At 60.6% G+C, this 22,974-nt stretch carries 19 protein-coding genes; 13 read left to right on the top strand and 6 right to left on the bottom strand.

Features of this window, described 5'->3' with window-relative positions; all coding sequences use genetic code 11:
* Nucleotides 1-3 precede the first annotated feature (3 nt).
* The 3 genes from JIN84_RS10915 to JIN84_RS10905 form a co-directional block, all read right to left on the bottom strand.
* A complete protein-coding gene (locus tag JIN84_RS10915) occupies nt 4-933 on the bottom strand; it encodes an ABC transporter permease (RefSeq protein WP_200351080.1) in 930 nt (309 codons plus the stop codon).
* Between the two features lie 111 nt (nt 934-1,044).
* Nucleotides 1,045-1,965: an ABC transporter permease gene (locus JIN84_RS10910; protein WP_200351079.1), complete on the bottom strand. Its 921-nt coding sequence runs from the start codon at nt 1,963-1,965 to the stop codon at nt 1,045-1,047.
* Between the two features lie 11 nt (nt 1,966-1,976).
* Complete coding sequence (locus JIN84_RS10905; protein ID WP_200351078.1) at nt 1,977-3,545, bottom strand: peptide ABC transporter substrate-binding protein; 1,569 nt, start codon at nt 3,543-3,545, stop codon at nt 1,977-1,979.
* A 177-nt stretch (nt 3,546-3,722) separates the two neighbouring features.
* Here JIN84_RS10905 and JIN84_RS10900 point away from each other — a divergent pair, with 177 nt between their 5' ends.
* The 10 genes from JIN84_RS10900 to JIN84_RS10855 all read left to right on the top strand — a co-directional run bounded on the left by JIN84_RS10900 (nt 3,723) and on the right by JIN84_RS10855 (nt 14,347).
* Nucleotides 3,723-5,060 (top strand): ABC transporter permease subunit, encoded by a 1,338-nt coding sequence (locus JIN84_RS10900; RefSeq protein ID WP_200351077.1) that lies wholly within the window; start codon nt 3,723-3,725, stop codon nt 5,058-5,060.
* 4 nt (nt 5,061-5,064) lie between these two features.
* Nucleotides 5,065-6,636 (top strand): ABC transporter permease subunit, encoded by a 1,572-nt coding sequence (locus tag JIN84_RS10895; protein WP_200351076.1) that lies wholly within the window; start codon nt 5,065-5,067, stop codon nt 6,634-6,636.
* Complete coding sequence (locus tag JIN84_RS10890) at nt 6,636-8,753, top strand: ABC transporter substrate-binding protein (RefSeq protein ID WP_200351075.1); 2,118 nt, start codon at nt 6,636-6,638, stop codon at nt 8,751-8,753. Before JIN84_RS10895 ends, JIN84_RS10890 begins: the two co-directional genes overlap by 1 nt.
* Nucleotides 8,750-9,745 carry an ABC transporter ATP-binding protein gene (locus JIN84_RS10885; protein ID WP_200351074.1) on the top strand — a complete coding sequence of 332 codons (996 nt, stop codon included), beginning with the start codon at nt 8,750-8,752 and terminating at the stop codon, nt 9,743-9,745. Before JIN84_RS10890 ends, JIN84_RS10885 begins: the two co-directional genes overlap by 4 nt.
* Before the next feature lie 42 nt (nt 9,746-9,787).
* Complete coding sequence (locus JIN84_RS10880) at nt 9,788-10,171, top strand: four helix bundle protein (RefSeq protein WP_200351073.1); 384 nt, start codon at nt 9,788-9,790, stop codon at nt 10,169-10,171.
* A gap of 71 nt (nt 10,172-10,242) precedes the next feature.
* Nucleotides 10,243-11,250, top strand: a complete 1,008-nt coding sequence (locus tag JIN84_RS10875; protein ID WP_267908218.1) for an ABC transporter ATP-binding protein — start codon at nt 10,243-10,245, stop codon at nt 11,248-11,250.
* A gap of 54 nt (nt 11,251-11,304) precedes the next feature.
* Nucleotides 11,305-12,513: a signal peptidase I gene (gene lepB / locus JIN84_RS10870; RefSeq protein ID WP_200351072.1), complete on the top strand. Its 1,209-nt coding sequence runs from the start codon at nt 11,305-11,307 to the stop codon at nt 12,511-12,513.
* Nucleotides 12,514-12,517: 4 nt separating this feature from the next.
* Nucleotides 12,518-13,348, top strand: a complete 831-nt coding sequence (locus JIN84_RS10865) for a phytoene/squalene synthase family protein (protein WP_200351071.1) — start codon at nt 12,518-12,520, stop codon at nt 13,346-13,348.
* A 36-nt stretch (nt 13,349-13,384) separates the two neighbouring features.
* Nucleotides 13,385-13,741 carry a hypothetical protein gene (locus JIN84_RS10860; protein WP_200351070.1) on the top strand — a complete coding sequence of 119 codons (357 nt, stop codon included), beginning with the start codon at nt 13,385-13,387 and terminating at the stop codon, nt 13,739-13,741.
* Between the two features lie 105 nt (nt 13,742-13,846).
* Entirely contained in the window at nt 13,847-14,347 is a 501-nt protein-coding gene (locus JIN84_RS10855) for a hypothetical protein (protein ID WP_200351069.1), read from the top strand.
* Nucleotides 14,348-14,395: 48 nt separating this feature from the next.
* Here JIN84_RS10855 and JIN84_RS10850 read toward each other — a convergent pair whose 3' ends face one another.
* Nucleotides 14,396-15,118, bottom strand: a complete 723-nt coding sequence (locus JIN84_RS10850; protein WP_200351068.1) for an SGNH/GDSL hydrolase family protein — start codon at nt 15,116-15,118, stop codon at nt 14,396-14,398.
* The gene (locus JIN84_RS10845; RefSeq protein ID WP_200351067.1) at nt 15,115-16,005 is read right to left on the bottom strand and encodes a tyrosine recombinase XerC; all 891 of its coding nucleotides are present in this window, start codon (nt 16,003-16,005) and stop codon (nt 15,115-15,117) included. The genes JIN84_RS10850 and JIN84_RS10845 overlap by 4 nt, the downstream gene beginning before the upstream one ends.
* Before the next feature lie 113 nt (nt 16,006-16,118).
* Between JIN84_RS10845 and JIN84_RS10840 the strand changes: the two genes are divergently transcribed.
* From JIN84_RS10840 to JIN84_RS10830, 3 genes are all read left to right on the top strand, one after another.
* Nucleotides 16,119-19,127: a UvrD-helicase domain-containing protein gene (locus tag JIN84_RS10840; protein WP_200351066.1), complete on the top strand. Its 3,009-nt coding sequence runs from the start codon at nt 16,119-16,121 to the stop codon at nt 19,125-19,127.
* Between the two features lie 61 nt (nt 19,128-19,188).
* Entirely contained in the window at nt 19,189-21,030 is a 1,842-nt protein-coding gene (locus JIN84_RS10835; RefSeq protein ID WP_200351065.1) for a phosphoenolpyruvate carboxykinase (GTP), read from the top strand.
* Nucleotides 21,031-21,187: 157 nt separating this feature from the next.
* On the top strand, nt 21,188-21,814 hold the full coding sequence (locus tag JIN84_RS10830) for a peroxiredoxin (protein WP_200351064.1): 627 nt from the start codon (nt 21,188-21,190) through the stop codon (nt 21,812-21,814).
* A gap of 72 nt (nt 21,815-21,886) precedes the next feature.
* Here JIN84_RS10830 and JIN84_RS10825 read toward each other — a convergent pair whose 3' ends face one another.
* Complete coding sequence (locus JIN84_RS10825; RefSeq protein WP_200351063.1) at nt 21,887-22,567, bottom strand: hypothetical protein; 681 nt, start codon at nt 22,565-22,567, stop codon at nt 21,887-21,889.
* Nucleotides 22,568-22,974: the final 407 nt, after the last annotated feature.

Genomic DNA, 22,974 nt, shown 5'->3' with positions numbered 1-22,974 from the left:
GGACTAATCTTTCGCGGACTTCGGATCGAGCGCGTCGCGCAGGCCGTCGCCCAGAAAGTTCAGGGCGAAGAGCGTGCTGGCGAAGAAGAGGGAGGGGAAAAACAACATGAGCCAGCTGATTTCCATGCGGTCGGCACCTTCCTTGATGAGGATGCCCCATGAGCTGTTCGGCGGCTTCACGCCGAGGCCGAGGAACGAGAGCACGCTTTCCAACAGCATGATGCCCGGCACCGCGAGCGTGGTGTAGATGATGATGGGGCCGATGACGTTCGGCAGGATGTGGCGGAACAGGATGCGGGTGCGGCTGAGACCCAGCGAAACCGCCGCTTCCACAAATTCCTGTTTCTTGAATGCCATGACCTGCGCCCTCACGATGCGGGCGATGGTGAGCCAGCCGATGGAACCGATGGCGATGAAAAGCGGAATGAGCGTGGTGATGGGGGCCACCCGGTCCCGCTCGAAGCCGGTGGTTTTGATGACCCACTCGGTGAACTCGGAGGCGGGCTTGTCGACCACAAGTGCGAAAAGAATGACCAGCACGAGGAAAGGCAGGGCGAACAGAATATCGACGAAACGCATGAGAAGATCGTCGATCTTTCCTCCCGCATACCCGGCGACGGCTCCGTAGATGACCCCGATGAACACGGCGACGGCGGTGGCGACAATGCCGACCAACAGCGAAACCTGCCCCCCGTAAAGCACTCGCGAGAAGAGATCGCGGCCGAGTTGGTCAGTGCCGAACCAATGTGCTGCGGATGGACCGGCGGTGGAATTCGCCAGGTTGATCGCCGTCGGGCTTTTCACGAACGGCATGAGCGGGCCGATGAAACAAAGCAGCAGGATGACAATGAGGACGCCGAGGCTGACGATGGCCGCGCGATTGTGCGCCAGGCGATGCCAGGCGTCTTTCCAGAGAGAGGTGCCTTTTTCCATGGGAAGAAAGTTGGGAGTGGATGGTTGGGAAAATTGAGTGAAGCGGGAGATGCGGACGAAGGGCTGGAACGCGGGATGAGGGGATGGTCCCTTCAATTCCCACCAGACCGTTCATGCCTTCCTGAGCCGCGGGTTCAGCGCGATCTGTGCGAGGTCCGCCAAAAGATTCGCTCCAACGATGAGGAACCCGTAGAACAGGACGAGACCCTGGATCAGGAAAAACTCGCGGTCGGTCGCGGCGTTGACGAAGTGCTGACCCATTCCCGGGACCTGGAAAATCGTCTCGATGACGAAGGAACCGGAGATCATGCCGGCGAAGGCGGGACCGATGAAAGCGACCGCAGGGATGAGACCGCCGCGCAGGGCGTGGCGGATGACGATGCGGAAACCCGGCGCTCCTTTCGCCCTCGCGGTGCGGATGTAGTCTTGGGAAAGCACGTCCAGCATCCCGCCACGCGCGAGCCGGGCGAGATAGGCGGCATTGATGAGGCCCAGGGTGACGGCGGGCAGGACCCAGTCCGTGGGGGATGACCAACCCGCGACATTGAACCATCTCAGTTCAAGTCCCGCCGTCACGGCCAGCAACGGGCCGATGACGAAACTGGGCAAACAGATGCCGACCATGGCGGCGGCGAGCGAGGAGAAGTCGATGATGGTGTTCTTTCTCACCGCCGCGATCACTCCCGCCGGGATGCCGACCATCAGGGCGATGCCGATGGACATGACTCCGAGGCCCAGGGAAACGGGAAACGACTCCGAGATGATTTCCGAAACCTTGACTCCATCTTTTTTGATCAAATCGCCAAGATCCTGGTGGATGACTACGTTTTTCAAATAGCGGAAATACTGTACGGGAAGCGGCTGATCCAGGCCGGTATAGGCTTTCATCCGTTCCAGGATGTGTTCGGGGATGGCCTTCTCCTCGGTGTAGGGGCTGCCGGGCATGGCACGGACAAGGAAAAACGTGATGGTCACAAGCACGAAGAGCGTGACGACTCCTTGGCCGAGGCGGTTGAGAATGAGACGGATCATGGCGGAGGAAATCAGCGGCCTGGAACGAGGCGGAGATATTGATAGGGGTTGTTGGAAAGCAGCAACGGATTCCACCCCTCGACGGACGGGTGGAGCAGGTAGTTCCGAGCCTGCCAGGCGATGACGAGGATCGGAGCCTCCTCGATGAGCAGGGACTCGGCCTTGTGAAGGAGAGCGAAGCGGTGGCCGCTGTCCGAATCCTGATAGGACTCCTGGAGGAGTTTCACGAAATCATCATTCGCCCAACCCGTGTTGTTGTTACCATTTCCCGGGGTCCACATTTCCACGAAAGTGAGAGGATCCAGATAATCCCCGATCCATCCACCGTAGGAAATATCGTAGTCACCTTCCTGGGTGGCGACGAGGTAGGCGTTCCATTCCTTGTTCTCGATCTCGACCTCGATGCCGAGTATGTCCCGCCACATGGCCTGGGTCGCCTGGGCGAGGGTGGCGGCGGTTTCACGACTGGCGATGAGGATTTTCAGGCGGGGAAATCCCTTGCCTCCGGGATAACCGGCATCGGCGAGAAGCTTCCGGGCCTTGGCCTTGTCATATGCCGCGATGTGGGGCGGGTCGTACGCACCCATCGGCGGGGTCAGCGCATAGGCGGGCTTGTAGCCCCGGAAGACATTATCACAAATGGCCTGGCGATCCGTGGCGTAGCTGAGCGCCTGGCGGACGCGGATGTCGTCGAGGGGTTTCCGCTGGGTGTTGAACCGGAAGAAGGCGGTGCCGACATAGGGTTCCTGACGGAGTTCCTCGGGATGCTCCTTTTTCATCAGGTCCACGACTTCCGGAGTGGCGGTATAGGTGGTGTGGAGCTGGCCGTTGCGGAACATGCGGCCCTCGGTGTAGGTGTTCGAGATCGGCAGGAAACGGACGCCGTTGAGTGTGACGTTTTTCGCATCCCAATAGTGGGGATTCCGCTCGACCTCCACATGGTCGGTGCGCCGCCAGGACTTCAACTTGTAAGGCCCGTTCCCGACGATGTTTTCCGGACGTGTCCACGCGTTTCCGCGCTGGCCGATCTTGCCATACTTCAGCACGACGTGGCGCGGGACGGCGGTCCAGGTGTAGTGCTTCAGGATTTCCCGGAAATAGGGAGTGGGGCCGCGAAGCGAGATCTGCAGGGTATGGTCGTCGAGCGCCTTCACGCCGACGGTGGAGAAGTCGGTGGTCTTTCCTTTGTTGAAATCCTCCGCGCCCTTCATGAAATACAGCATCTCGGCATACTTCGCGCCCAGCTCCGGGGTGAGCATGCGCTCGTAGGCGAAGGTGAAATCCTGTGCGGTCACCTGCACGCCGTCCGACCATTTTCCATCGGGCCGCAGCTTGGCGGTCCACACGGTGGCGGTGGCGTCCGGCGTGACTTCGAGCGCGGCCCCGCCGGGAGTGGCGGTGTCGCTCGCAGGGTCGCTGGCGATCAACCCCTCGAACAAGGCCCGCAGGATGTTCGCCTCGATGACGCCGGAAACGATGTGCGGATCGAGCCCTTTCGGCTCATTGGCATTGCCCACCAGCAGGATTCCTTCGCGGGTCGCCTTGTCCACCTGCGACTCTTTTTGGCAGGAGCAGAGCAAAAAAAGGAACGGGGATGTAATTATCAGCAGACTACGAAACATCACGCGGTGAAGCATGACGCCGCCGATGCGTAATGCAGGCCAATTTTTCAAAAATCGCTTTCCCATGAGCGGAAATGGCCGATCCTCTGCTTGCATGATCCCGGCGGACGGCTAAAACCCACGCGTGCTTCCATTGTGAAAAGTTACTTTCTCAGACGTCTGTTGCTGATTCCGCCGACATTGCTCGGCATCACGCTGCTGGTCTTCACCATCACGCGTTTCGTCCCCGGCGGTTCGATGGACCGGATGCTCCAGCAGGCGGCGGAATCCCAGAAAGGATCAAAAGGCGGTTCCGCCAGCTCGCAGGGCGGGATGAGCGAGGAACAGATGGAGGAACTGGAAGAACAGTTCGGCCTCGATAAGCCGACGCTCGCCGCCTATGGCCAGTGGCTCGGGGTGGTGCCCCGCGAGACGAATATTTCCAAGGCCGAATACGGCACGCGGACGGACGAGATGATCGGTGGCGCTCCGGATGCGGAAACGGTGGCGCCCGTCGTGCTCCGGGGCGATGGCCGGATGGCCCACGTCACCCGGTCCGGCGAGAAGATCGTCTCCGCTGTTTTTGCCGATACCGGCAGGCCGATTTCCGAGGAAAATTGGAACGTCCGCTACGAATCCGAGGCGGATCGCCAGGAGCGATTCGCCCGGCGGAATCCGGGCATCGATAAAAAACCTTCCTACCGTCCGCGGGTTGTCGTCTACCGCACGAGGTTCGCCGGCCTTTTCCAAGGAGACCTGGGGCGGTCGACGATTTATCAGGACCCGGTCGTCGAGATGATCGGCTCGCGTATGCCCGTCGCCGTCTATTTCGGCCTGCTCACGGCATTCATCAGCTATGCGGTGAGCCTGCCGCTCGGCGTATTGAAGGCCCTGAAGCACCGCACATTCGTCGATTCTGCCAGTTCGGTGCTGATTTTCCTCGGCTATTCCATCCCGGGATTCGCGCTGGGGGCCATCCTGCTGGTGCATCTGGGAGCCCGCGCGAACTGGTTCCCGCTTTTCGGGCTGACGAGCGCCGGCTTCGACCAGATGGCCCGGTGGGACCAGTTCAAGGACATCGCCCATCACACGGTACTGCCGCTCGTCTGCTATGTCATCGGCAGTTTCGCCATGCTGACGATGCTCACCAAGAACAGCCTGATGGACAACCTCGCCGCCGACTACGTGCGGACGGCCGTCGCGAAGGGCGCGAGTTTCCGCAAGGCGGTCTTCGGCCATGCGTTCCGGAATTCCATGATTCCGGTGGCCACCAATCTCGGGGACCTGATCACCATCTTCGTGAGCGGCTCGATGCTCATCGAGACCGTCTTCGACATCCAGGGCTTCGGGCTGCTCCAATACCGGTCGGTGGTCGAGTTCGACGTGCCCGTCATCATGGGAACCCTCACGATCGCGGCGCTGCTGATGCTGGTGGGCAATATCATTTCAGACTTCGCGGTCGCGCTTGTCGATCCGCGGGTCAAATTCGACTGACACGATGCGAACCACCGGATTCCTACTCTCACTCATCGGAGTGCTCGCCATCATCGGGGAAACCTGCGGCATCGCCTTCCCGACGGCCCGCTGGTTCTTTGAAACAAGCCGCCAGATTCCCTGGCTGAACAGCAGCGAAGGAGCGGTGGTGTTCCCGTGGTTCGGCTGGCTGGCCTCGGGCATCCTCTGTCTGGCCGGCCTGACCATGGTTGTCCGCTCGTGGACATCCGGCCCGCCGAATCCCGTGACATTGCGGAAAATCCAGCGGTTCAAGGCGATCAAGCGCGGGTATTACTCGCTGCTGATCCTGCTGTGCCTCGCGGGCATCGCCGGGCTGGACCAGGTGGTCGTCGGCAAGCGCGCTCTCGCGGTGGAACAGGATGGCAGGTGGCGGTTCCCGGCGTTCCTTCCCACCGACCTGAAGAACAAGGATTTCGGCATGATGGGCGAGCGCGAGGAGGCCGCCGCCGACTACCGTGAATTAAAACGGGTTTTCAAAACCACGGGCAAGGGACGGGTCATCATGCCCCTCGTGGCGTATGACCCGACCGGCGACACCCTGCCACCGCGCTCGAGAAGCATGGTTCTCAAGGATGGCAAATACCACCAGGCCGGGAGCGACCAGCCATACTTCGGACTGGTGGCGAATTTTTACAATGTGGAACAGGCCCGCGTCCACATCCGCTACACGATGCGCCGCGGCCTCTACAACGGTCCGGCGGACGGTTGGGATGAAAAGGGCGCGCCCATCTACAGCGCCGACTATCGTGACGGCGTCCTGATCAGCGAGAAATACAACGGTCCCGGCAGCAAGGAGGACTTCCTCTACCGCGAGGCCAGCGACCTGCGCGCGATGAAGTATCACCCCGCCCCTCCCATGCTCGAAACGGGCAACCTGCTGGGCACCACCTCCCAAGGTTATGACGTGCTTGCCTACCTCTACGGAGGCCTGCAGGTGAACCTCAAGGCGGCGCTCATCTACCTGCCCATCATCTATCTGATAGGGATCACGATCGGGATGCTCATGGGGTATCTCGGCGGCTGGTTCGACATCCTCTCGAACCGGGTGGTCGAGATTTTCGTGAACGTGCCGTTTCTTTTCGTCGTGATCATCCTCTCCAGCATGGTTCCGGAGCGTTTCAAGGGCCTGCCCGTGATCCTCGGCATCCTGATGATCTTCGGCTGGATCAGCATCGCCATGCTCATGCGGACCGCGGCCTACCGGGACAAGGGTCGCGACTACATTTCCGCAGCCCGGGTGCTGGGCGCGCGCGCTCCGCGCATCATCTTCACCCACCTGCTGCCGAACACGCTGGCGATCATCGTGACGCTTCTGCCGTTTTCCATGTCCGCGCTGATCTTCTCCCTGACCGCGCTCGACTACCTCGGCTTCGGACTGCCTCCGGAGTATGCGACATGGGGACGGCTTTTGAACGACGGCCTGTCGAACCTCTCCGCGCCATGGCTCGTCACCGCCACCTTCTCCGCACTCGTCGGGCTTCTCGTGCTCATCACCTTCGTCGGGGAGGGCATCCGCGAAGCCTTCGATCCGAAAAAATTCACCTACTACCGCTGATGCGCCGCGTCCTATCCATCACCGTTTTTCTGACAGCCATCTCGTGCCTCTTCCTGGCGACGGGCTGCCGCAAGGGGACGACAGAGGTCAGGCGCGGCATGGGCTTCAAGGAATTCGTGCCCGTTTACAACAAGCACATCGCCGGCTTCCTTCTCACCCAGCAGGAAACCACCCGCAAGGAGTTGGAAAGCGTCGAGGCAAACATCGCGAACGCCGCCGAAGGCGATGCGAAAGCCACTCTGGAAATCCGCGCCGCCGCTCTCAAACGGGAGATGGAAAAATGGGCGTTCCGGATCTCCCTGGGTGATTATTTCAAGTTCGGCGATCCTTCGCAGATCCCCACGGACCTGGTATGGGTGAACGGACTGGACCAGCCCGAGATCGGTGATCCGGACGCGAAGAAAGGCGGAGTGATCCGCAGGCACTTCGCCAAGCTCAGCTTCCCACCGACCATCCGGCCCTTCGGACCGAACGCGAACAACGGGTTCCGCGCGGACATGTATGACAACATCGAACTACCGCTCGTGACATTGCACCCCGGCACCATGAAGGAGATCCCCGGGGTGGCCAGCTCCTGGGCGGTGACTCCGGACGGACGCACCGTTTTCATGAAGATCGATCCCGAAGCCACCTACTCCGACGGACTCCGGGTGAAGGCGCTGGATGTCATGCTCGCGGTTTATGTCCGGGTTTCGGACAATGTGGTCAACCCGTTCACCAAGGAGTTTTTCCGCGACACCTACGCGCAGATCACGACCTACGGAGAAGATGTGGTCGCCGTCACGCTGCCCGAGCCCACGGTCTACACCGCGTTCAACGCCGGCGCCATTGTTCCGGCCAATCCGAAATTCTATGAAAATTACGGCCCCGACTACGCCGAGCGCTACCAGTGGCTGTTCCCGCCCACGACGGGAGCCTACGAGGTGAAGCCGGAGGGACTGGTCAAGGGCGTCTCCATCACCCAGAGCCGCGTGAAGAACTGGTGGGCGAAGGACCGCAAGTACTACAAATATCGTTTCAATCCCGACGAGATGGTCACGGTGCTCGTTCGTGACGAATCGAAGGCGTTCGAACTCTTCCGCGCGGGCGAGTTCGATTCCTATCTCATCCTGGTTCCGGACATCTGGTATGAGAAATCCGAAATCCCCGAAGTCTATGACGGCTACATGGAGAAAACCACCTACTACAACCAGTATCCCCGGGTGCCGCGCGGCCTTTACCTGAACGTCACGAAGCCGCCGCTCAACGACAGGAACGTCCGCCTCGGCATCCAGCAGGCGATGAACTGGCAGAAGGTCATCGACGTCCTGTTCCGCGGCGACTACACCCGGCTGAAATCCTTCAACGACGGCTTGGGAATCTTCAGCGATCCCTCCCTCAGCGCCCGCCCCTTCTCCATCGAGGGTGCGCGGAACGCATTCCGCGAGGCGGGTTTCACCAAGGAGGGTAACGACGGCATCCTCATGAAACCGGACGGCACCCGCCTGTCGGTATCGGTGAGCTATCAGGCGATGCCCCTGCTTGACCGGATGTTCGCCATTCTCCGGGAAGACGCGAAGGCCTGTGGATTCGATCTCCGTCTCGATGGACTGGAGGGCACGGTGTTTTACAAGAAGATCATGCAGAAACAGCACGAAATGAATTTTTCCGCATGGAACACCACCCCTCCCATCCCGGAGTTCTTCCAGTTCCTGCACTCGTCCGGAGCCTTCGACGACAAGGGCAATCCGAAACCGCAGACGAACAATTTCTTCGTCTGGTCGCGTCCGGACACCGACATCCTGGTCGACAAGGTGAGATATGCGCGTGATGAGGAGGAGCTCCGCGACAGCGCGTGGAAGGTTCAGAAACTCATCCATGACGAGGCCTTCTTCGTCCCTGCCTACGCCGTCGAGTTCAACCGCATCGACTCGTGGCGATGGGTCCGGTGGCCGGATTCGGAAGAGACGAAAATGAGTCCTCCCGTGGTCTATGAACCCCACGAAGGCTATTGCTTCTGGATCGATGAAGACATCCGCAGGGAAACGCTGGATGCCAAACGCCACGGGGAAAAGTTCCCGGAAGTCAACCGCGTGATCGACGCCTACCGCCAGCAAGCCGCGCCCAGCACCCCATGACCGAGAAGCCGGAAAACATCCTCGAGGTGGACAACCTCATCACCTCCTTCGAGACCGACCGGGGCATGCTCCGCGCGGTTGACCACGTGTCATTCAACGTGCCCGCGGGAAAGACGGTCGGCATCGTCGGCGAATCCGGCTGTGGCAAAAGCGTGACCGCCATGTCGATCATCCGTCTGCTTCCCCAGCCCGCGGGAAGAATCCTCGGCGGGCAGATCCGTTTCCATGGCCGCGACCTGGTCCGCGCGAGCGACGCGGAGATCCACAAGGTCCGGGGCGGGGAGATCGGGGTGATTTTCCAGGAACCGATGGCGGCGCTCAATCCCGTGCACCGCATCGGACGACAGGTTTCCGAGGTGTTCCGCATTCACAAGAACCTGTCCAAAAAGGACGCCTGGGACGCCGCCACGGAAATGTTGAAGCTGGTGAAAATCCCCGCACCGGAACAGCGGATGATGGACTACCCGCACCACCTGTCCGGCGGCATGCGCCAGCGCATCGTCATCGCGATGGCGCTCGCCTGCCGTCCGTCGCTGCTCATCGCCGACGAGCCGACGACCGCGCTGGACGTCACCGTGCAGGCGCAGATCCTGGATCTCATGGCGAGGCTCCAGGCGGAGATGGGCATGTCCGCCATCCTCATCACGCACGATCTCGGGGTCATCGCCGAGAGTTGCGACCAGGTGGTCGTCATGTACGCGGGCCGTGTCGTCGAACAGGCAAGCGCCGGAGAACTTTTCGCCAATCCGCTCCACGCCTATACCAAGGGGCTCCTCAGCTCCATCCCCACGCTCGACATGCCATCCAAGTCCCGGTTGAACACCATTCCCGGCATGGTGGCCTCCCTTGCGGATCTTTCCCACGGCTGCCGCTTCTGCCAGCGCATGGGCCGCACCGCTCCGGTCTCCCGCGAGCGGCCGAGGTTTGCCGAAGTATCGCCCGGCCATTGGGTGGAGACGTGTCCCGAATGCACCTCGAACATCGAACATTGAACGCCAAACATCGGACATCGAAAGGAAGAGAAATTTGAAAAAATGAAGGATCGTGACGAGCCAGTTTATGATTTGGAGGAACGGTTGCTCGACTACGGCGCCGCCATCATCAACATGACCCGTAAATTGACTTCAGATTACGCCGAACGCCATGTGGGAAATCAGCTTCTCCGTTCCGGCACCGCACCCGCCTCGCATCATGGCGAAGCGCAAGCCGCCGAATCTCCTGCAGACTTCATTCACAAGATGCGCCTCGCTCTGAAAGAGCTCCGTGAATCGGAACGCTGGCTCAAACTGATACAAAGAACCGCAATGCATCCTCAAACCGAGACCATTCCGAAACTTCTCAACGAAACCGATCAACTTATCCGCATCTTCTATACCAGCATCGCCACCGCCGAAAGAAACCGCCGTTCAGATCCATGATTTTCCCGCTTCTCTTCTTTTTCTTCCTTTCGATGTCCGATGTTTAAAGTTCGATGTCCGATGTTCATCTTATGACTTCTCTTCTCTCTGTCCAAGATCTCCGCGTCCACTTCCCCGTCCGTGGCGGTGTCATGATGCGCCAGACCGGCGCTGTCCGTGCGGTGGATGGCGTTTCCTTCTCAATCGCACCGGGCGAGACGCTCGGACTTGTCGGCGAATCGGGCTGCGGAAAGTCCACGCTCGGGAAGGCCATCGTCCGGCTGATCAAACCGAGCACCGGCAACATCGTTTTTGAAAAAACCGACATCACCCATTCAAGCCAGGGAGCCCTGAGGCCGCTGCGCAGGGACTTCCAGATGATTTTCCAGGATCCTGCGGAATCACTCGACCCCCGGATGAGCGTGCGCTCGATCATCGAGGAACCATTCGCCATCCACGGCCTCGGCACCCGCGGCCAACGCACCACCTGGGTGAACGAACTGCTGGACCGCGTCGGCCTGCCCGCTTCCGCGGCGGAGAGGTATTCGTTCGAATTTTCCGGCGGACAGCGACAGCGCATCGGCATCGCCCGCGCGCTGGCCCTGAAGCCGAAGCTCATCGTCTGCGACGAACCGGTCTCCGCCCTCGATGTCTCGGTGCAGTCGCAGATCCTGAACCTGCTGGTCGAGCTCCAGCGGGATTTCGGACTGTCCTACCTTTTCATCGCGCACGATCTCTCGGTGGTGAAACACGTGAGCGATCGCGTGGCGGTGATGTACCTCGGCAAGATCGTCGAACTCGCGTCCTCCACCGGGATCTATCAGAATCCCCGCCACGCCTACACCAAGGCGCTCCTCTCCGCCATTCCCTCGCATGATCCGAGTGTTGTGAGGAAAAAAATCCTGCTGGAGGGTGACGTGCCGTCGCCGATCGATCCGCCGCCGGGCAGTGCGTTCGGCCACCGCATCAGCCACCCCCGCTACCCGGAAACCATCGGGCAGGACCTTTCGCTGCGGGAAATCTCACCCGGCCACTGGGTTGCGGCTGACCCCTGCTGCGTCTCGGAGGAGGACTGGAAGATTCTCAGGACACTCCCCTGATCCCCGGCTTTCTCCGCGCTTGCAGTCGGAGCGATTCGCCATGAGACTGCGGCCATGTTCACGCCGAAGTGGAAAAAGGAAGCGCAGCATCTCGTCAAAGGGGCCAAGAAGTTTGTCGATTACAAACGCGACCTTCTGAAACCCGAGCGCATCGCGGAAATCGACTCACGCCGCGCGGATCTCGCCGCGGCGATCAAGTCGAAGGACCTTGCGGATGTGAACGAGGCTTCCAAACAACTCCGCGCGATTTGTGAAAACTCGCTGCCTCACGAAAAACCGCTCGGCTGGTTCGAGGAAAACGTGGAGGTCATGTTCGTGGCCATCGTCATCGCGCTCGGCCTGCGTGCCTATTATCTGCAACCCTTCCGCATTCCGACCGGATCGATGCAGCCCACCTTGAATGGCATCATCGGCACCCCGCTGGCGAAAAATGAATGGCCCGGCCTGCCGGTAAGACTCTGGGAGAAGGTCATGCGGGGGAGATCGTATGTATCCGTTGTCAATGACAAGGACCGTCATGTCGCGATCCTCCCTCCCGGCAGACCGGACATCAGGGACACGCAGATGCTGCATTTCTTCAGCCGTTCCGTGTTGATCTCCAGGGATGCGGAGCCGCTCAAGCTGCCCGCCCCCGCCTCGGCGTGTTTGTCCGCGGGTTTGAAATCCGCCATCATGCAAAACGGCGGTTTCCTGGAGAAAGGCATCAAGCTTTGCGAAGGCTTCGTCGATACCGGGGATCTTGTCCTGGTGGACAAGTTTTCCTATCACTTCCGCAAGCCCAAGCGTGGCGAGGTTTTCGTTTTCGACACCATCGATATCGACGGCATCCAGAAACGCAGCGGCCCCCAGGGAGCCGGTTCGCATTACATCAAGCGCCTGTGCGGAGTGCCCGGGGACACCCTTGCCGTCCAGTCGCCCAATTTGATCGTTAACGGAAAAATCGCCCAGGAACCCGGCATCCAACGGGTGATCCGTGGCGAGGGAGCCTACAGCATCAATTCCGGAGGATACGGTTTCGCCAGCCCCGAGGATCCCGATGCGAATGGCAAACGGCTCCGCCAGTTCATCTCGAAATCCGGGGACAATCTGACTTTGGCTGCGACCGCCCGCCCGGGCATGAGGGAATACGCGGCCCTCGGCGACAATACAGGAAACTCGCTTGATTCCCGCTACTGGGGTTCCGTGAAGGAGTTCAACCTGGTCGGCCCCGCTCTTTTCTCACTCTGGCCTTTCACCACCGGACACTGGGGCTTCATCCGCTGACGCCGTGTCCGCCGCGTCGGAAATCACCCGCAAGGCGAAGTCGAATCTGGCATTCGCCCTGAAGATCCTCCCCCGCGACCGCCGTGAGGACATGGTCGTGTTCTACGCGTTCTGCCGGACCATGGATGATCTCGCGGACGACCCCGGGATGCCTGCGGAACAGCGGCTGAAATCCCTGGATGCATGGGAAAACGGCATCACCCGTGGCTTCGACGCACCGGACGAATTCCAGCAACAGGTCGTCTCCCTGCGTGATCGCCGCCAGATACCCGATCACCTGCTGGTCGCCATCATCGACGGATGCCGGATGGACCTGCAACCCCGGCGCTTCGCAACGTGGGAGGACCTGTCAGGCTACATTTGGAAGGTATCGTGTGCCGTTGGCCTGGTTTCCATCAGGATTTTCGGCTGCGTGGACACCGGATCGGAGCGCTACGCCATCGCCCTGGGACACGCCCTGCAACTCACCAACATTCTCAGGGACGTGGGTGAGGACTATGAAAACGGCAGGCGCATCTACCTGCCAATGGAAGACTTGGAACGTTTCCATTACACGGAACAGGACCTTGCCGCACGGGTGCGTGACACCCGTTTCCTCGCGCTCATGGACCACCAGGCAGCCCGTGCGGAAGAGCATTACCGGGAAGCCGCAGCTTCATTGCCCGCGAGGGATCGCAAAGCGCTCTTGCCAGCAAGCATCATGGGTGAGATCTATTACCTGCTGTTGAACAAGATGCGTGCCGGTCGATTCCATGTTTTCGGAAACCGCTATCGGATTTCGAAGGCCCGCAAGCTGGTCATTCTGTCCAAGCATCTGATTGCACGATCCCGCTGACTCGAATAGATTACAACAAAACACCGTCCCACGCCCATGTCGAAATTGTCGCCCGTCCTCGCCACCGCAGCCCTTGCCAGCCTGGTTTCCTGCTTTCCGCCGGAGCCCATGCCACCACCGCACCGCCCCGCCTACGGCCCGGACTATGACATCTCGCCGCCACCCCCACCCTCCCGTCCACCGGAGTCCACCTTCTCGGATGCCGGTGCTCCCCCACCCTCCACGCCGCCACCTCCGACCGCGAATGGAAATTTCCCCACGGCGACCCGTACGGAACAGCCGGACCGTGTCCTCAGCCCCTACGAACCTTACAACGTCATCGACACCACCGGTTTCAAATCAGGTCAGCTCGCACGTGATCCATCGAACCAGAAGATCTTTCGTGTCCCTTGAACTTGCTGGCTCTCAGTTGATAGTGCATTTTGCAAAAGGATTTTCTTCTTGTAACGAAGAATACTTCCGCCTAGACCTCGTTTGACACAGTCACCCCAGACTCCGATGAAAACACTAATTACCTCCCTCATCATCGCAGGCGGCGCATTGCTGCCAGCCACCCAGATCCACGCGGCTCCGGCCAGCCAATCCGTCTCAGCCGCCTCCAAGGCGAAGACCTACGGCGACTTCGCTGTCGGACAGAAATTCACCCTCACCGTCACCGAGGCGCTGGCCGTCAAAGGCGGCCTCACCGGCACCCCGAAGAAAACCTCCATTCCATCCGGTGTGCCTAAATTCAAAAAAGGCCAGAAGGTGAAATTCACCATCGGCAGCAAAGGCGAACTCAAGGGACCGGGATTCACCATCAAGTTCGAAAGTCCGTCCGCCCTGGCGAACGCTTACATCAACAAGCCGAAGAAAGGATCCACCGCCCTCAATGCCGACGCGGCCGTGGTCCGGAAAAACTCGCTTAAAAAGCCGGTTTTCGCGGAGCTTTCCTTCTTCAAGACAACCGGCTCGGGCCTCAAGACGACCGTTTACTCGGTGACCTACCTTCTTGAATAATCCACTCCACTCATGATCAGGCAAAGGAGAGCCCCGCGCTCTCCTTTGTCATTTTCCGAAGAAGGCTTCATAGAACGCACGGGCCGTGACTTCGTTTCCGAATACCGACGGGTGACTGCCATCCGGCATGAAAAGCTCCGCTCCATTTCCGGCGGAAAACTCCCTTTCCCAGGCATCCCCCACCGGCACCACCACCAGGCAGCCCGCGTTTTTAGCAGCAGCCTCGTAGCCATCCCGCAGCCTGCCGGTCATTTTATGGAAATCATCATGACGGACGTCCTTGTTCCCGTCCCTCCGGCCCCATGTCTGATAGAGCACGGGAACCGCTCCCTGTTTCCGTACCTCGGTGACCAGCGAACGCAGTGGCGGAAGCATCTCCGCATCCCGTTTCCCCGCAGGCAGCGAGGGAATCACGCTGTGCTCCTGGATCACGACGATGTCCCAGCGTCCGTTGCGGATCTTGGCAAGCGTCGCCTCGTTCGCCGCGTGGCGGGCGAGCGTCCATCCGCTGTAGGTCGCATGGGCGGTCCGGACTTTCCTGCCATTCGCGGCAGCCAGTCTTGTGAACGCCCTGGGCACGCCGAAGCTGTAGCTGTTTCCGATGAAGAGCACCGCGAGGTCGGTTTTTTCCGCCACCCGCCTGACAATTTCCTCATGGGGATGGGAACCATAAGGACCCGGAGGGAGCTGCGGTTGGTTCGAGCAGGCATTTAATCCCAAAAAACCGAGGATGCCGCTGATTTTCACGAGATGGAGAAATAGGGATTTCACGCGCGGGGGTGGGCGGTGTCGTAGGCTTGTTTCAGACGCTCCTTCGTCACATGAGTGTAGATCTGCGTCGTGGAAAGCGACGCGTGCCCGAGCAGTGTCTGCACGCTCCGCAGGTCCGCCCCCGCATCCAGCAAATGGGTGGCGAAGCTGTGGCGCAGCTTGTGGGGACTGATCGCGAAGGGAATGTTGCTGCGCTTCAGGTATTTCTTCAGCAACTGATCCACCGCCTGCTGGGTGATGCGCTTGCGGCGGCTGCTGAGAAACAACGGCCCCGAAGTGACGGAGGCTTCCTGACGGTAGCGCTGGATGGCGTTCAGGGCAGGTCCTCCGACAGGAACGATGCGCTCTTTCGAACCTTTTCCCATGACCCTCACGCTCTCTCCGATGAAGTCCACGTGCCTCACATCCAGAGCCAGCAGCTCTGAAATCCGCAGGCCGCAGGAATAGAAAAGCTCGAGGATCGCCGCGTCGCGCAACGGAAGCCAGACGGGGGATCTCTTGTCCGGTTCGGATCGCAGGGGCACCGCCAGCAGCTCGTCGATCTGCGAAAGTGTGAGCACCACCGGCAGTCCGCGTTCGGGTTTCGGCAGTTGCACCTCCGCGACCGGGCTGCCCGCCATTCCCCGGCGGAGCACGAGGAATTTATAAAAAGATCTCAGCGCCGCGAATCTCAACCGGATCGTCGAGCGCTTGAAGTCCTGCTTCATCAGGTAAAACAAATAGTCGCGGAAATCGTCCGCTTCCTCGTCCCGCCAACCGGAGAACTTGTCACCCCGCCATTTCTGATAAGCGGCGAGAGCGTCCCGATAGTTTTCAAGCGTACGGCGCGAGCCACTTTTCTCCGTGGCTTGGAACTCGAAAAAGGCGATCTCGTCGCGGTCCGTCATCGGCTGCGAAATTAACTTCACCAACCTTAAATACCAGCAGCATTTCGGAGATCCCTCCGGAGAGGATTTCAGAGTTCCAGAAACCCGGAAATCCCCTCACGCTCGCGGCAGCCATGAACATCCTCGCGAAGAACCTGCTCATCCTGGCCTCCGCCGGCTCGGGGAAAACGTTCCAGCTGGGAAACCGCGTCATCGGACTGGTGGCGAAAGGCGTGCCGCCTGAAAAAATCGTCGCGCTCACCTTCACCCGCAAAGCGGCGGGAGAATTCGCTGACTCGGTTCTGACGAAGCTGGCGGACGCGGCGAGCGATGAAAAAACGGCGGCGCGGTTGCGTGAGGAGCTGGAAATCCCTGACGCGGATTTCCAGGAAGCCTTGGAAAAGGTGGTCCGGGCCCTGCCACGCTTCACGCTCGGCACCATGGACAGCTTCTTCGCAAAGGTCGTCCGCGGGTTCCAATACGAACTGGGCCTGACCGGCGGAAAATTCGATCTGCTGGAAGGACCGCGCGCGGTCGCCATGACGGACGAGATCCTCGCCGCGATCCTCGGAGAGACATTGGAAGAATCCGGAGGTGATGATTTCCTTCACTCCTTCCGACGCGCGACAATCGGCAAGGAGGAGCTTGGAGTCATGGACGGTCTGCGCGGGTTCGTGCGAAGCTGGCAGAGCCTCTACCGCACGTCACGTGCGGCCGAATGGGGGCCGGCAGACCTCGCCGGAGTGCGGTTCGACGATTGGGAAAAACAGAAGCACACCCTCGCAGCGAAGGTGGAACGCGGGCTGGATGGGATCGATTACACCCGGAAAGGCCAGCGCGAGGCGCTGGAGAAGGCCGTTTCGGCCCTCACCGGGCACACCATCGGCAGCGGGAGCCTGAATGGTGCGACCGGCATGCTGGGAAACCTGATGGTTGCGGCCGAATCCCGGGACGGGCCGCTCGTGGTGAAGTATTACAAAGAGTTCCTCATCGGCGGGCCTGCGGGAGAGGCCTTGCGCGATTTGGTGGCTCTCGCCGCCCGATGCGAGCTTGCGGCCGCCCTGCACCGCACGCGCGCGGTGCGCGAGGTGGTCTCGGTCTATGACGCGCTTTGCGAAAAACAACTGCGCCAACGCGGTCTGCTGGGTTTCGAGGACGTGAAAATCCTCATGGGGGAATGGGTTCTCAATGAGGACTCCCGCCTGCGCCGTGAAGCGGTGGACTTCCGTCTGGACTCTCGCCATGAGCACTGGCTGCTGGATGAATTCCAAGACACCAGCCGGGCCGACTGGCTGGGATTGCTTCCGCTCGTCGACGAGGCGGCGGGTGCGGGAGACGGGTCGATGTTCGTGGTCGGAGACCGCAAGCAGGCGATCTATGCGTGGCGGGGTGGTGAGGTAGGCCTCTTCGACGAGGTGATGGCCCGGTATGGGGGAGACCTGGAGATCGAACCGATGGCGGAGTCATGGCGGTCCTGCCCGGAAGTGCTCGCACTGGTGAACCAGGTCTGTGGGGACACCGCGACGATGCGCGAGCTTTTCGGTGACGCGGCCGCGATGTGGCAATGGCAGCAGCACGTTTCCGCGGCCCCTCTGGCAGTTCCTCACAAACACGGAGAGGCGCGTGTGGAAGTGGTCGAGGGAAAATGGGAGGAACGCCTGGAACGCCTGGGTGGATTGCTGGACGAACTCGGCGTCGGCACACGCGGAATGACCTGCGGCGTCCTGGTCCGCAGCAATGCGAAGGTGCGGGAGGTCGCGGACGTGCTGCGTGCGAAGGGATTCGACGTGATCGAGGAAGGGCGGAGGGAACCTTCGAAGGACAATCCCGTCGGCATCACCCTCAATCATCTGCTCAAGTGGCTGGCGAATCCGGCGGACGCTTTTTCCCGCGAGGTCGTCGCCATGTCACCGCTGGGTCCGGCTCTCGCGGCCGGGTATGGCGACTACTGGCAGCAGGTGTGGGAGGGGCTGTTGGGAATCGCCTCGGAGTCCGGTTTTTCAAGAATGGTCGGACAGGTGGTGGAAAGCTGCTGGGCGGACTGGTCCGACTTCGACCGCCGCCGCGCGGGAGATGTGATGACCGCGCTCGCCAGCCTGGACGCGCAGGGTGGAGCGACCCCGCAGGAGGCTGCCGAATGGATCGAGCGGTTGGAAGTCTCCCAGAGCCCGGGTGTGGCGGCGGTCCAGGTGATGACGATCCACAAGTCGAAGGGACTGGGCTTCGATGTGGTGGTCCTGCCCGAGATTCCGAACGACAGCATTCCCTCGGCCCAATACTTCGATGTGGCGGAGGGAAGGGGTTGGATCACCCAAACCCCGCCGAAGTGGGCGCGCGATCTGATTCCCGAGCTACGGGACGCTGAGGCGGAATGGTCCGCGAACCAACGCTACGAAGCATTCTGCATGCTCTATGTGGCGCTCACCCGCTCGAAACGCGGGCTGTATGTGTTGCTGGAACCGCCGTCCTCCTCGCAGGACGCGGACAAGCCATCGCTGGCGAACTGGCTCGCGCGGTCGGTGGGCTCCAACGGCCAACCAGGGACCATCTGGCAGAACGGCGCGGCTGGATGGGTGGAAGGTTTCGCCCTTTCCGGCAAGACGAAAGCCGTCGCCGGGAGGCCTGTGCTGGCTGCGGCCATTCCACGCCGTGAGCGGATGACGGCGGGCGGGGAGAAGCAAATCACATCCATTTCCATGGCGGGCCTCGGTTATGGGACCGAAGTTCACGAGGCATTCGAGAAGATCGGTTGGGTGGACGAAGCTCCCCCGGTCCTGCCTGTCGGCGATGTGGAAAAACGGGTGACGGAACTGCTTGGAGTTTCCGATCTGAGGAGGTTTTTCGAACGCGGAGGAAGGCCGGTGGAACTGCTGCGCGAACAACCGGTGGATGCGGTGATCGATGGAAAATGGTTGAGCGGCGTGATGGATCGGGTGCACCTGCACCGCGATGCGGATGGCGTCGTTTCGCGGGTTGAGATCATCGACTTCAAGACGGATCCTGTGGAAGAAATCTCGGAACTGGTCGAACGCTACTCCGCCCAGATGGGCGCGTATCGGGAGATGATGCGCCAGACCTGCCCCGCGGCATCGGTCGAGTGTGTCCTGCTTTCGACGCACCTCGCGCGGGCGGAGGTTTTCTAAGCGATGAATTTCCGCAACGCATTGCCAATCGGCATGCGAATCGCTTTATTAAGGACCTCACATGAGCCGATCTCCGTCCACCTCCCACCCCGCGTTGCAAAAATGGATCGCTGAAATGACCGCGCACTGCACGCCCGACACCGTCGAATGGTGCGACGGCTCTCAAGCGGAGTGGGACCGGCTGACCTCCCTGATGGTCGAGAAGGGAACCTTCACCCGGCTGAATCCCGCGAAACGCCCAAACTCGTTTCTCGCCCGCTCCACCCGGTCCGACGTGGCACGGGTGGAGGAGCGCACGTTCATCTGCTCGAAACGGCAGGACGAGGCAGGCCCCACGAACCGCTGGGCGGAACCTTCCGAAATGCGCGCGCTCCTCAACGACAAATTCAAGGGATGCATGAAGGGCCGCACGATGTATGTCATCCCCTTCTGCATGGGACCGATGGACTCGCCGCTGGCGAAGATCGGGGTGGAGCTGTCCGACAGCCCCTACGTCGTGGTGAACATGCGTATCATGTGCCACATGGGCGCGCATGTGTTGGAGCGCTTGGAGAATGAAGCGGACGGCACCACTCCGAGGAAACGTGACGGCCACGGCCAGTTCATCCCGAGCCTTCATTCCGTGGGCGCGCCGCTGGAGGCCGGACAGGCCGACAGCTTCTGGCCGTGCAACGAGGACAAATACATCGTCCATTTTCCCGAGACGCGGGAGATCATGTCATTCGGTTCGGGATACGGCGGCAACGCCCTGTTGGGGAAAAAGTGCCTCGCGCTGCGCATCGCCTCGAACATCGCCCGCGAACACCAATGGATGGCGGAGCACATGCTCATCGTCGGAATCCACGCGCCGGACGGGACGAAAAACTATCTCACCGCCGCGTTTCCCTCCGCTTGTGGAAAGACGAACCTCGCGATGCTCGTCCCGCCGAAATCCTATCAGGAGGCGGGTTGGAAAACATCGATCGTCGGTGACGACATCGCCTGGCTGTGGCCGCATGAGGATGGAAAGCTGCATGCGATCAACCCGGAAACAGGCTTTTTCGGAGTCGCCCCCGGCACCGCTTACGAGACCAATCCCATCGCGATGGAGTCGATGAAGGAGAACACGATCTTCACCAATGTGGCTCTCACCGACGACGGAGATGTCTGGTGGGAAGGCATGACTCCTGAAAAGCCCGCACATCTCATCGACTGGACGGGCCAGGATTGGACGCCGGAATGCGGCCATACCGCCGCCCATCCGAACGCCCGCTTCACCGCGCCCGCCATCCAATGCCCGACCATTGATCCCGAGTGGCAGAATCCGGACGGAGTTCCCATCGACGGTATTGTCTTCGGAGGCCGCAGGCCCACCACCATGCCGTTGGTCTATCAGGCGTTCAACTGGAGCCACGGTGTCTATGTGGGCGCCACGATGGGATCGGAAATGACCGCCGCGGCGGCCGGAACCATTGGAAAAGTCCGCAGGGATCCGATGGCGATGCTGCCGTTCTGCGGTTACAACATGGGTGCATATTTCGGCCACTGGCTGGAAATGCGCCGCTACATCACCAACCTCCCCCGCTTTTTCCACGTAAACTGGTTCCGCAAGGGAGAGGACGGAAAATTCCTGTGGCCCGGCTATGGCGAGAACATGCGCGTGCTGGAGTGGATCGTGAAACGCTGCAACGGCGCGGCGGCGGGGTATGAAACACAGATCGGGTGGACCCCGGCGTTCGAGGACTTCAATATCGAAGGTCTGGAAAATTTCACGAAGGAAAACTATGACGCCGCCATGGCCTTCCACCGCTCGGAATGGAAAGCGGAGCTGGTGAGCCAGGGGGAACTGTTCATCGACCTGTACGACCATTTGCCGAAGGAGCTGGTTTTCCAGCGCGAGCTGCTCGCGGCACGTCTCTCGTGAATCCCTGGAGCGCGGTGGGAAACGGCTTTCCACCGCTCCCTCCCCCCGCGCTTTACCCCCGGAACGACAAGGAAATCACTTGCCGACGGGTGGCGGCAGTATTACCGCAGCGGCGGGTCGCCGGCACTTCCGCCCGGCCTTTCAATCATTCATCATCATGTCCGTACTCGTTGGCAAACCTGCCCCATCTTTCCGCGCGAAGGCCGTCAAAGGCGAAACCATCATCGAAAACTTCTCCCTCGACCAGTTCGTCGGGAAAAAATACGTCGTTTTCTTCTTCTACCCCAAGGACTTCACCTTCGTCTGCCCGACGGAGCTGATCCGTTTCCAAGAGGAACTCGGTGAGTTCGAAAAGCGCAACGTCGCCGTCATCGGCTGCTCGACAGACTCGGAAATGTCCCACTGGGCGTGGCTGCAGACTCCGCGCAAGAACGGTGGCATCCAGGGCGTGACCTACCCCCTCGTCGCGGACATCAACAAAACCATCTCGGAAGACTATGACGTGCTCGCCGGCGACTATGTGGCCGATGAGGATGGCAACGTGGTCGTCGAGGGCGAGCTGGTCGCGTATCGCGGACTGTTCCTCATCGACATGCAAGGCATCGTGCGCCACCAGGTGGTGAACGACATGCCGTTGGGCCGCTCGATCCGCGAGTGCCTGCGCGTGGTGGACGCCCTGCAGCATTTCGAAGCCCACGGCGAAGTATGCCCGATGGACTGGGAAAAAGGCGACGACGCCATGATCCCCGACCACGCGGGTGTGACCGGATATTTTTCGAAGTGATTGGAATCGCGACATTCGTGTCGCGGCACATCGCTTACCAGAAGGGGTTGTGGCAGGGATGCCGCAGCCCCTTTATAATTCGTCATCGTCGACGTCTTCTCCGAAGCTTTTCCGGACGATTTTCGGCAGATTCAACCGCAGCGCGCGGCTGTCTTCCAGCGCGTCCCGGGCCCACGGCACTTTGCCTGATACGGAAGCGGGCAGACGGCCGATGAGCGCATCGATGATCGTCGGCTTGTTTTCCCTGCTCCGCATGATGTTGCCATTGTGGAGATCACAGATCATCCATGCCTGATCTCGGAGCCAGAAAACGCCGATCTCCCGGTTCAACCGGGTGAAAGACGGGATCACCGCCTTGATCGCCTCGACCGCGATCCTGCGGTCGTTTTTGAAATCCACGTAAGGCAGGGCGAAAGGCTGTTTCGCGATCATGAAGTTTCCGTCATCGGAAAGACCGACGATTTCCGTGGGGTGGCCGCCCGCATCATTGAGGATGATGAGTTTCTCCAAGGTGTCCGTCAGCGTGGCCTCGGACAGGACGACTTCGAGTTCATCATCGCCCCGCTCCACCATGATCACCCGCTTGCCGAGCCAGCCTTGGGGAGTTTCGAGATTTTCCGTCCCCCTGAGATTGAAAAGCTTGTAAACGACCTTTGCCTCATCGTCCGCAAAGGGATAGGCCTCCGCCCCGCTCTTCAACTGCCTCAGTTCGGAGGAGCTCAACATCTGGTCCGCGTCCAGATGCACCCCCATGTCCGGCAGGGAAATCAGCGGGATTTCGCGTTTGGCGGATTCTGCGGCAAAAGCGGCATTCCAAACATCAGCCGGAAACGATTCCCGGGATGAAGCGTTTCGAGCTGCCGCCAGGATTCCCGCTGCTCGCTGGCGGTTAAGGGCAGAGCAAGCTGCTCGCTGATCGACGCAGGGCTTCCGGTATTCGATGGCGGTGGGACGGCGGGTCCTGAAGTCGAATCCGAATTGGGCTGGGGAATCATCGTTCAAGGAGTTTTCTGAAATTGGCGGGCTGGGGTGTCGGAGCGTTTCGAGCACAATAGTGCCCCGGCCTGGCGCGGATTTCAAACAGATTTGGCGGGAGGTACGGCCGTCATCTCCTGATTTTCCGTTGGCCGGTGATGCACTGTGGCGGTTGCAAGCGGTAG

This window comes from Luteolibacter yonseiensis (assembly GCF_016595465.1).
GTDB classification, from domain to species: domain Bacteria; phylum Verrucomicrobiota; class Verrucomicrobiia; order Verrucomicrobiales; family Akkermansiaceae; genus Luteolibacter; species Luteolibacter yonseiensis.
Note: the sequence above shows the minus strand (reverse complement) of the source record. Positions and strands in the feature narration are given on the sequence as shown.

Bases quoted from the DNA above. Each gene is read 5' to 3' on its own strand.
- JIN84_RS10895 (WP_200351076.1), top strand. From the start codon at position 5,065: ATGCGAACCACCGGATTCCTACTCTCACTCATCGGAGTGCTCGCCATC.
- JIN84_RS10845 (WP_200351067.1), bottom strand. From the start codon at position 16,005: ATGACGGACCGCGACGAGATCGCCTTTTTCGAGTTCCAAGCCACGGAG.
- JIN84_RS10840 (WP_200351066.1), top strand. From the start codon at position 16,119: ATGAACATCCTCGCGAAGAACCTGCTCATCCTGGCCTCCGCCGGCTCG.
- JIN84_RS10880 (WP_200351073.1), top strand. From the start codon at position 9,788: ATGAAGGATCGTGACGAGCCAGTTTATGATTTGGAGGAACGGTTGCTC.
- JIN84_RS10860 (WP_200351070.1), top strand. From the start codon at position 13,385: ATGTCGAAATTGTCGCCCGTCCTCGCCACCGCAGCCCTTGCCAGCCTG.
- JIN84_RS10910 (WP_200351079.1), bottom strand. From the start codon at position 1,965: ATGATCCGTCTCATTCTCAACCGCCTCGGCCAAGGAGTCGTCACGCTC.
- JIN84_RS10885 (WP_200351074.1), top strand. From the start codon at position 8,750: ATGACCGAGAAGCCGGAAAACATCCTCGAGGTGGACAACCTCATCACC.
- JIN84_RS10855 (WP_200351069.1), top strand. From the start codon at position 13,847: ATGAAAACACTAATTACCTCCCTCATCATCGCAGGCGGCGCATTGCTG.
- JIN84_RS10835 (WP_200351065.1), top strand. From the start codon at position 19,189: ATGAGCCGATCTCCGTCCACCTCCCACCCCGCGTTGCAAAAATGGATC.
- JIN84_RS10875 (WP_267908218.1), top strand. From the start codon at position 10,243: ATGACTTCTCTTCTCTCTGTCCAAGATCTCCGCGTCCACTTCCCCGTC.
- JIN84_RS10890 (WP_200351075.1), top strand. From the start codon at position 6,636: ATGCGCCGCGTCCTATCCATCACCGTTTTTCTGACAGCCATCTCGTGC.
- JIN84_RS10830 (WP_200351064.1), top strand. From the start codon at position 21,188: ATGTCCGTACTCGTTGGCAAACCTGCCCCATCTTTCCGCGCGAAGGCC.
- JIN84_RS10825 (WP_200351063.1), bottom strand. From the start codon at position 22,567: ATGGGGGTGCATCTGGACGCGGACCAGATGTTGAGCTCCTCCGAACTG.
- JIN84_RS10915 (WP_200351080.1), bottom strand. From the start codon at position 933: ATGGAAAAAGGCACCTCTCTCTGGAAAGACGCCTGGCATCGCCTGGCG.
- lepB (WP_200351072.1), top strand. From the start codon at position 11,305: ATGTTCACGCCGAAGTGGAAAAAGGAAGCGCAGCATCTCGTCAAAGGG.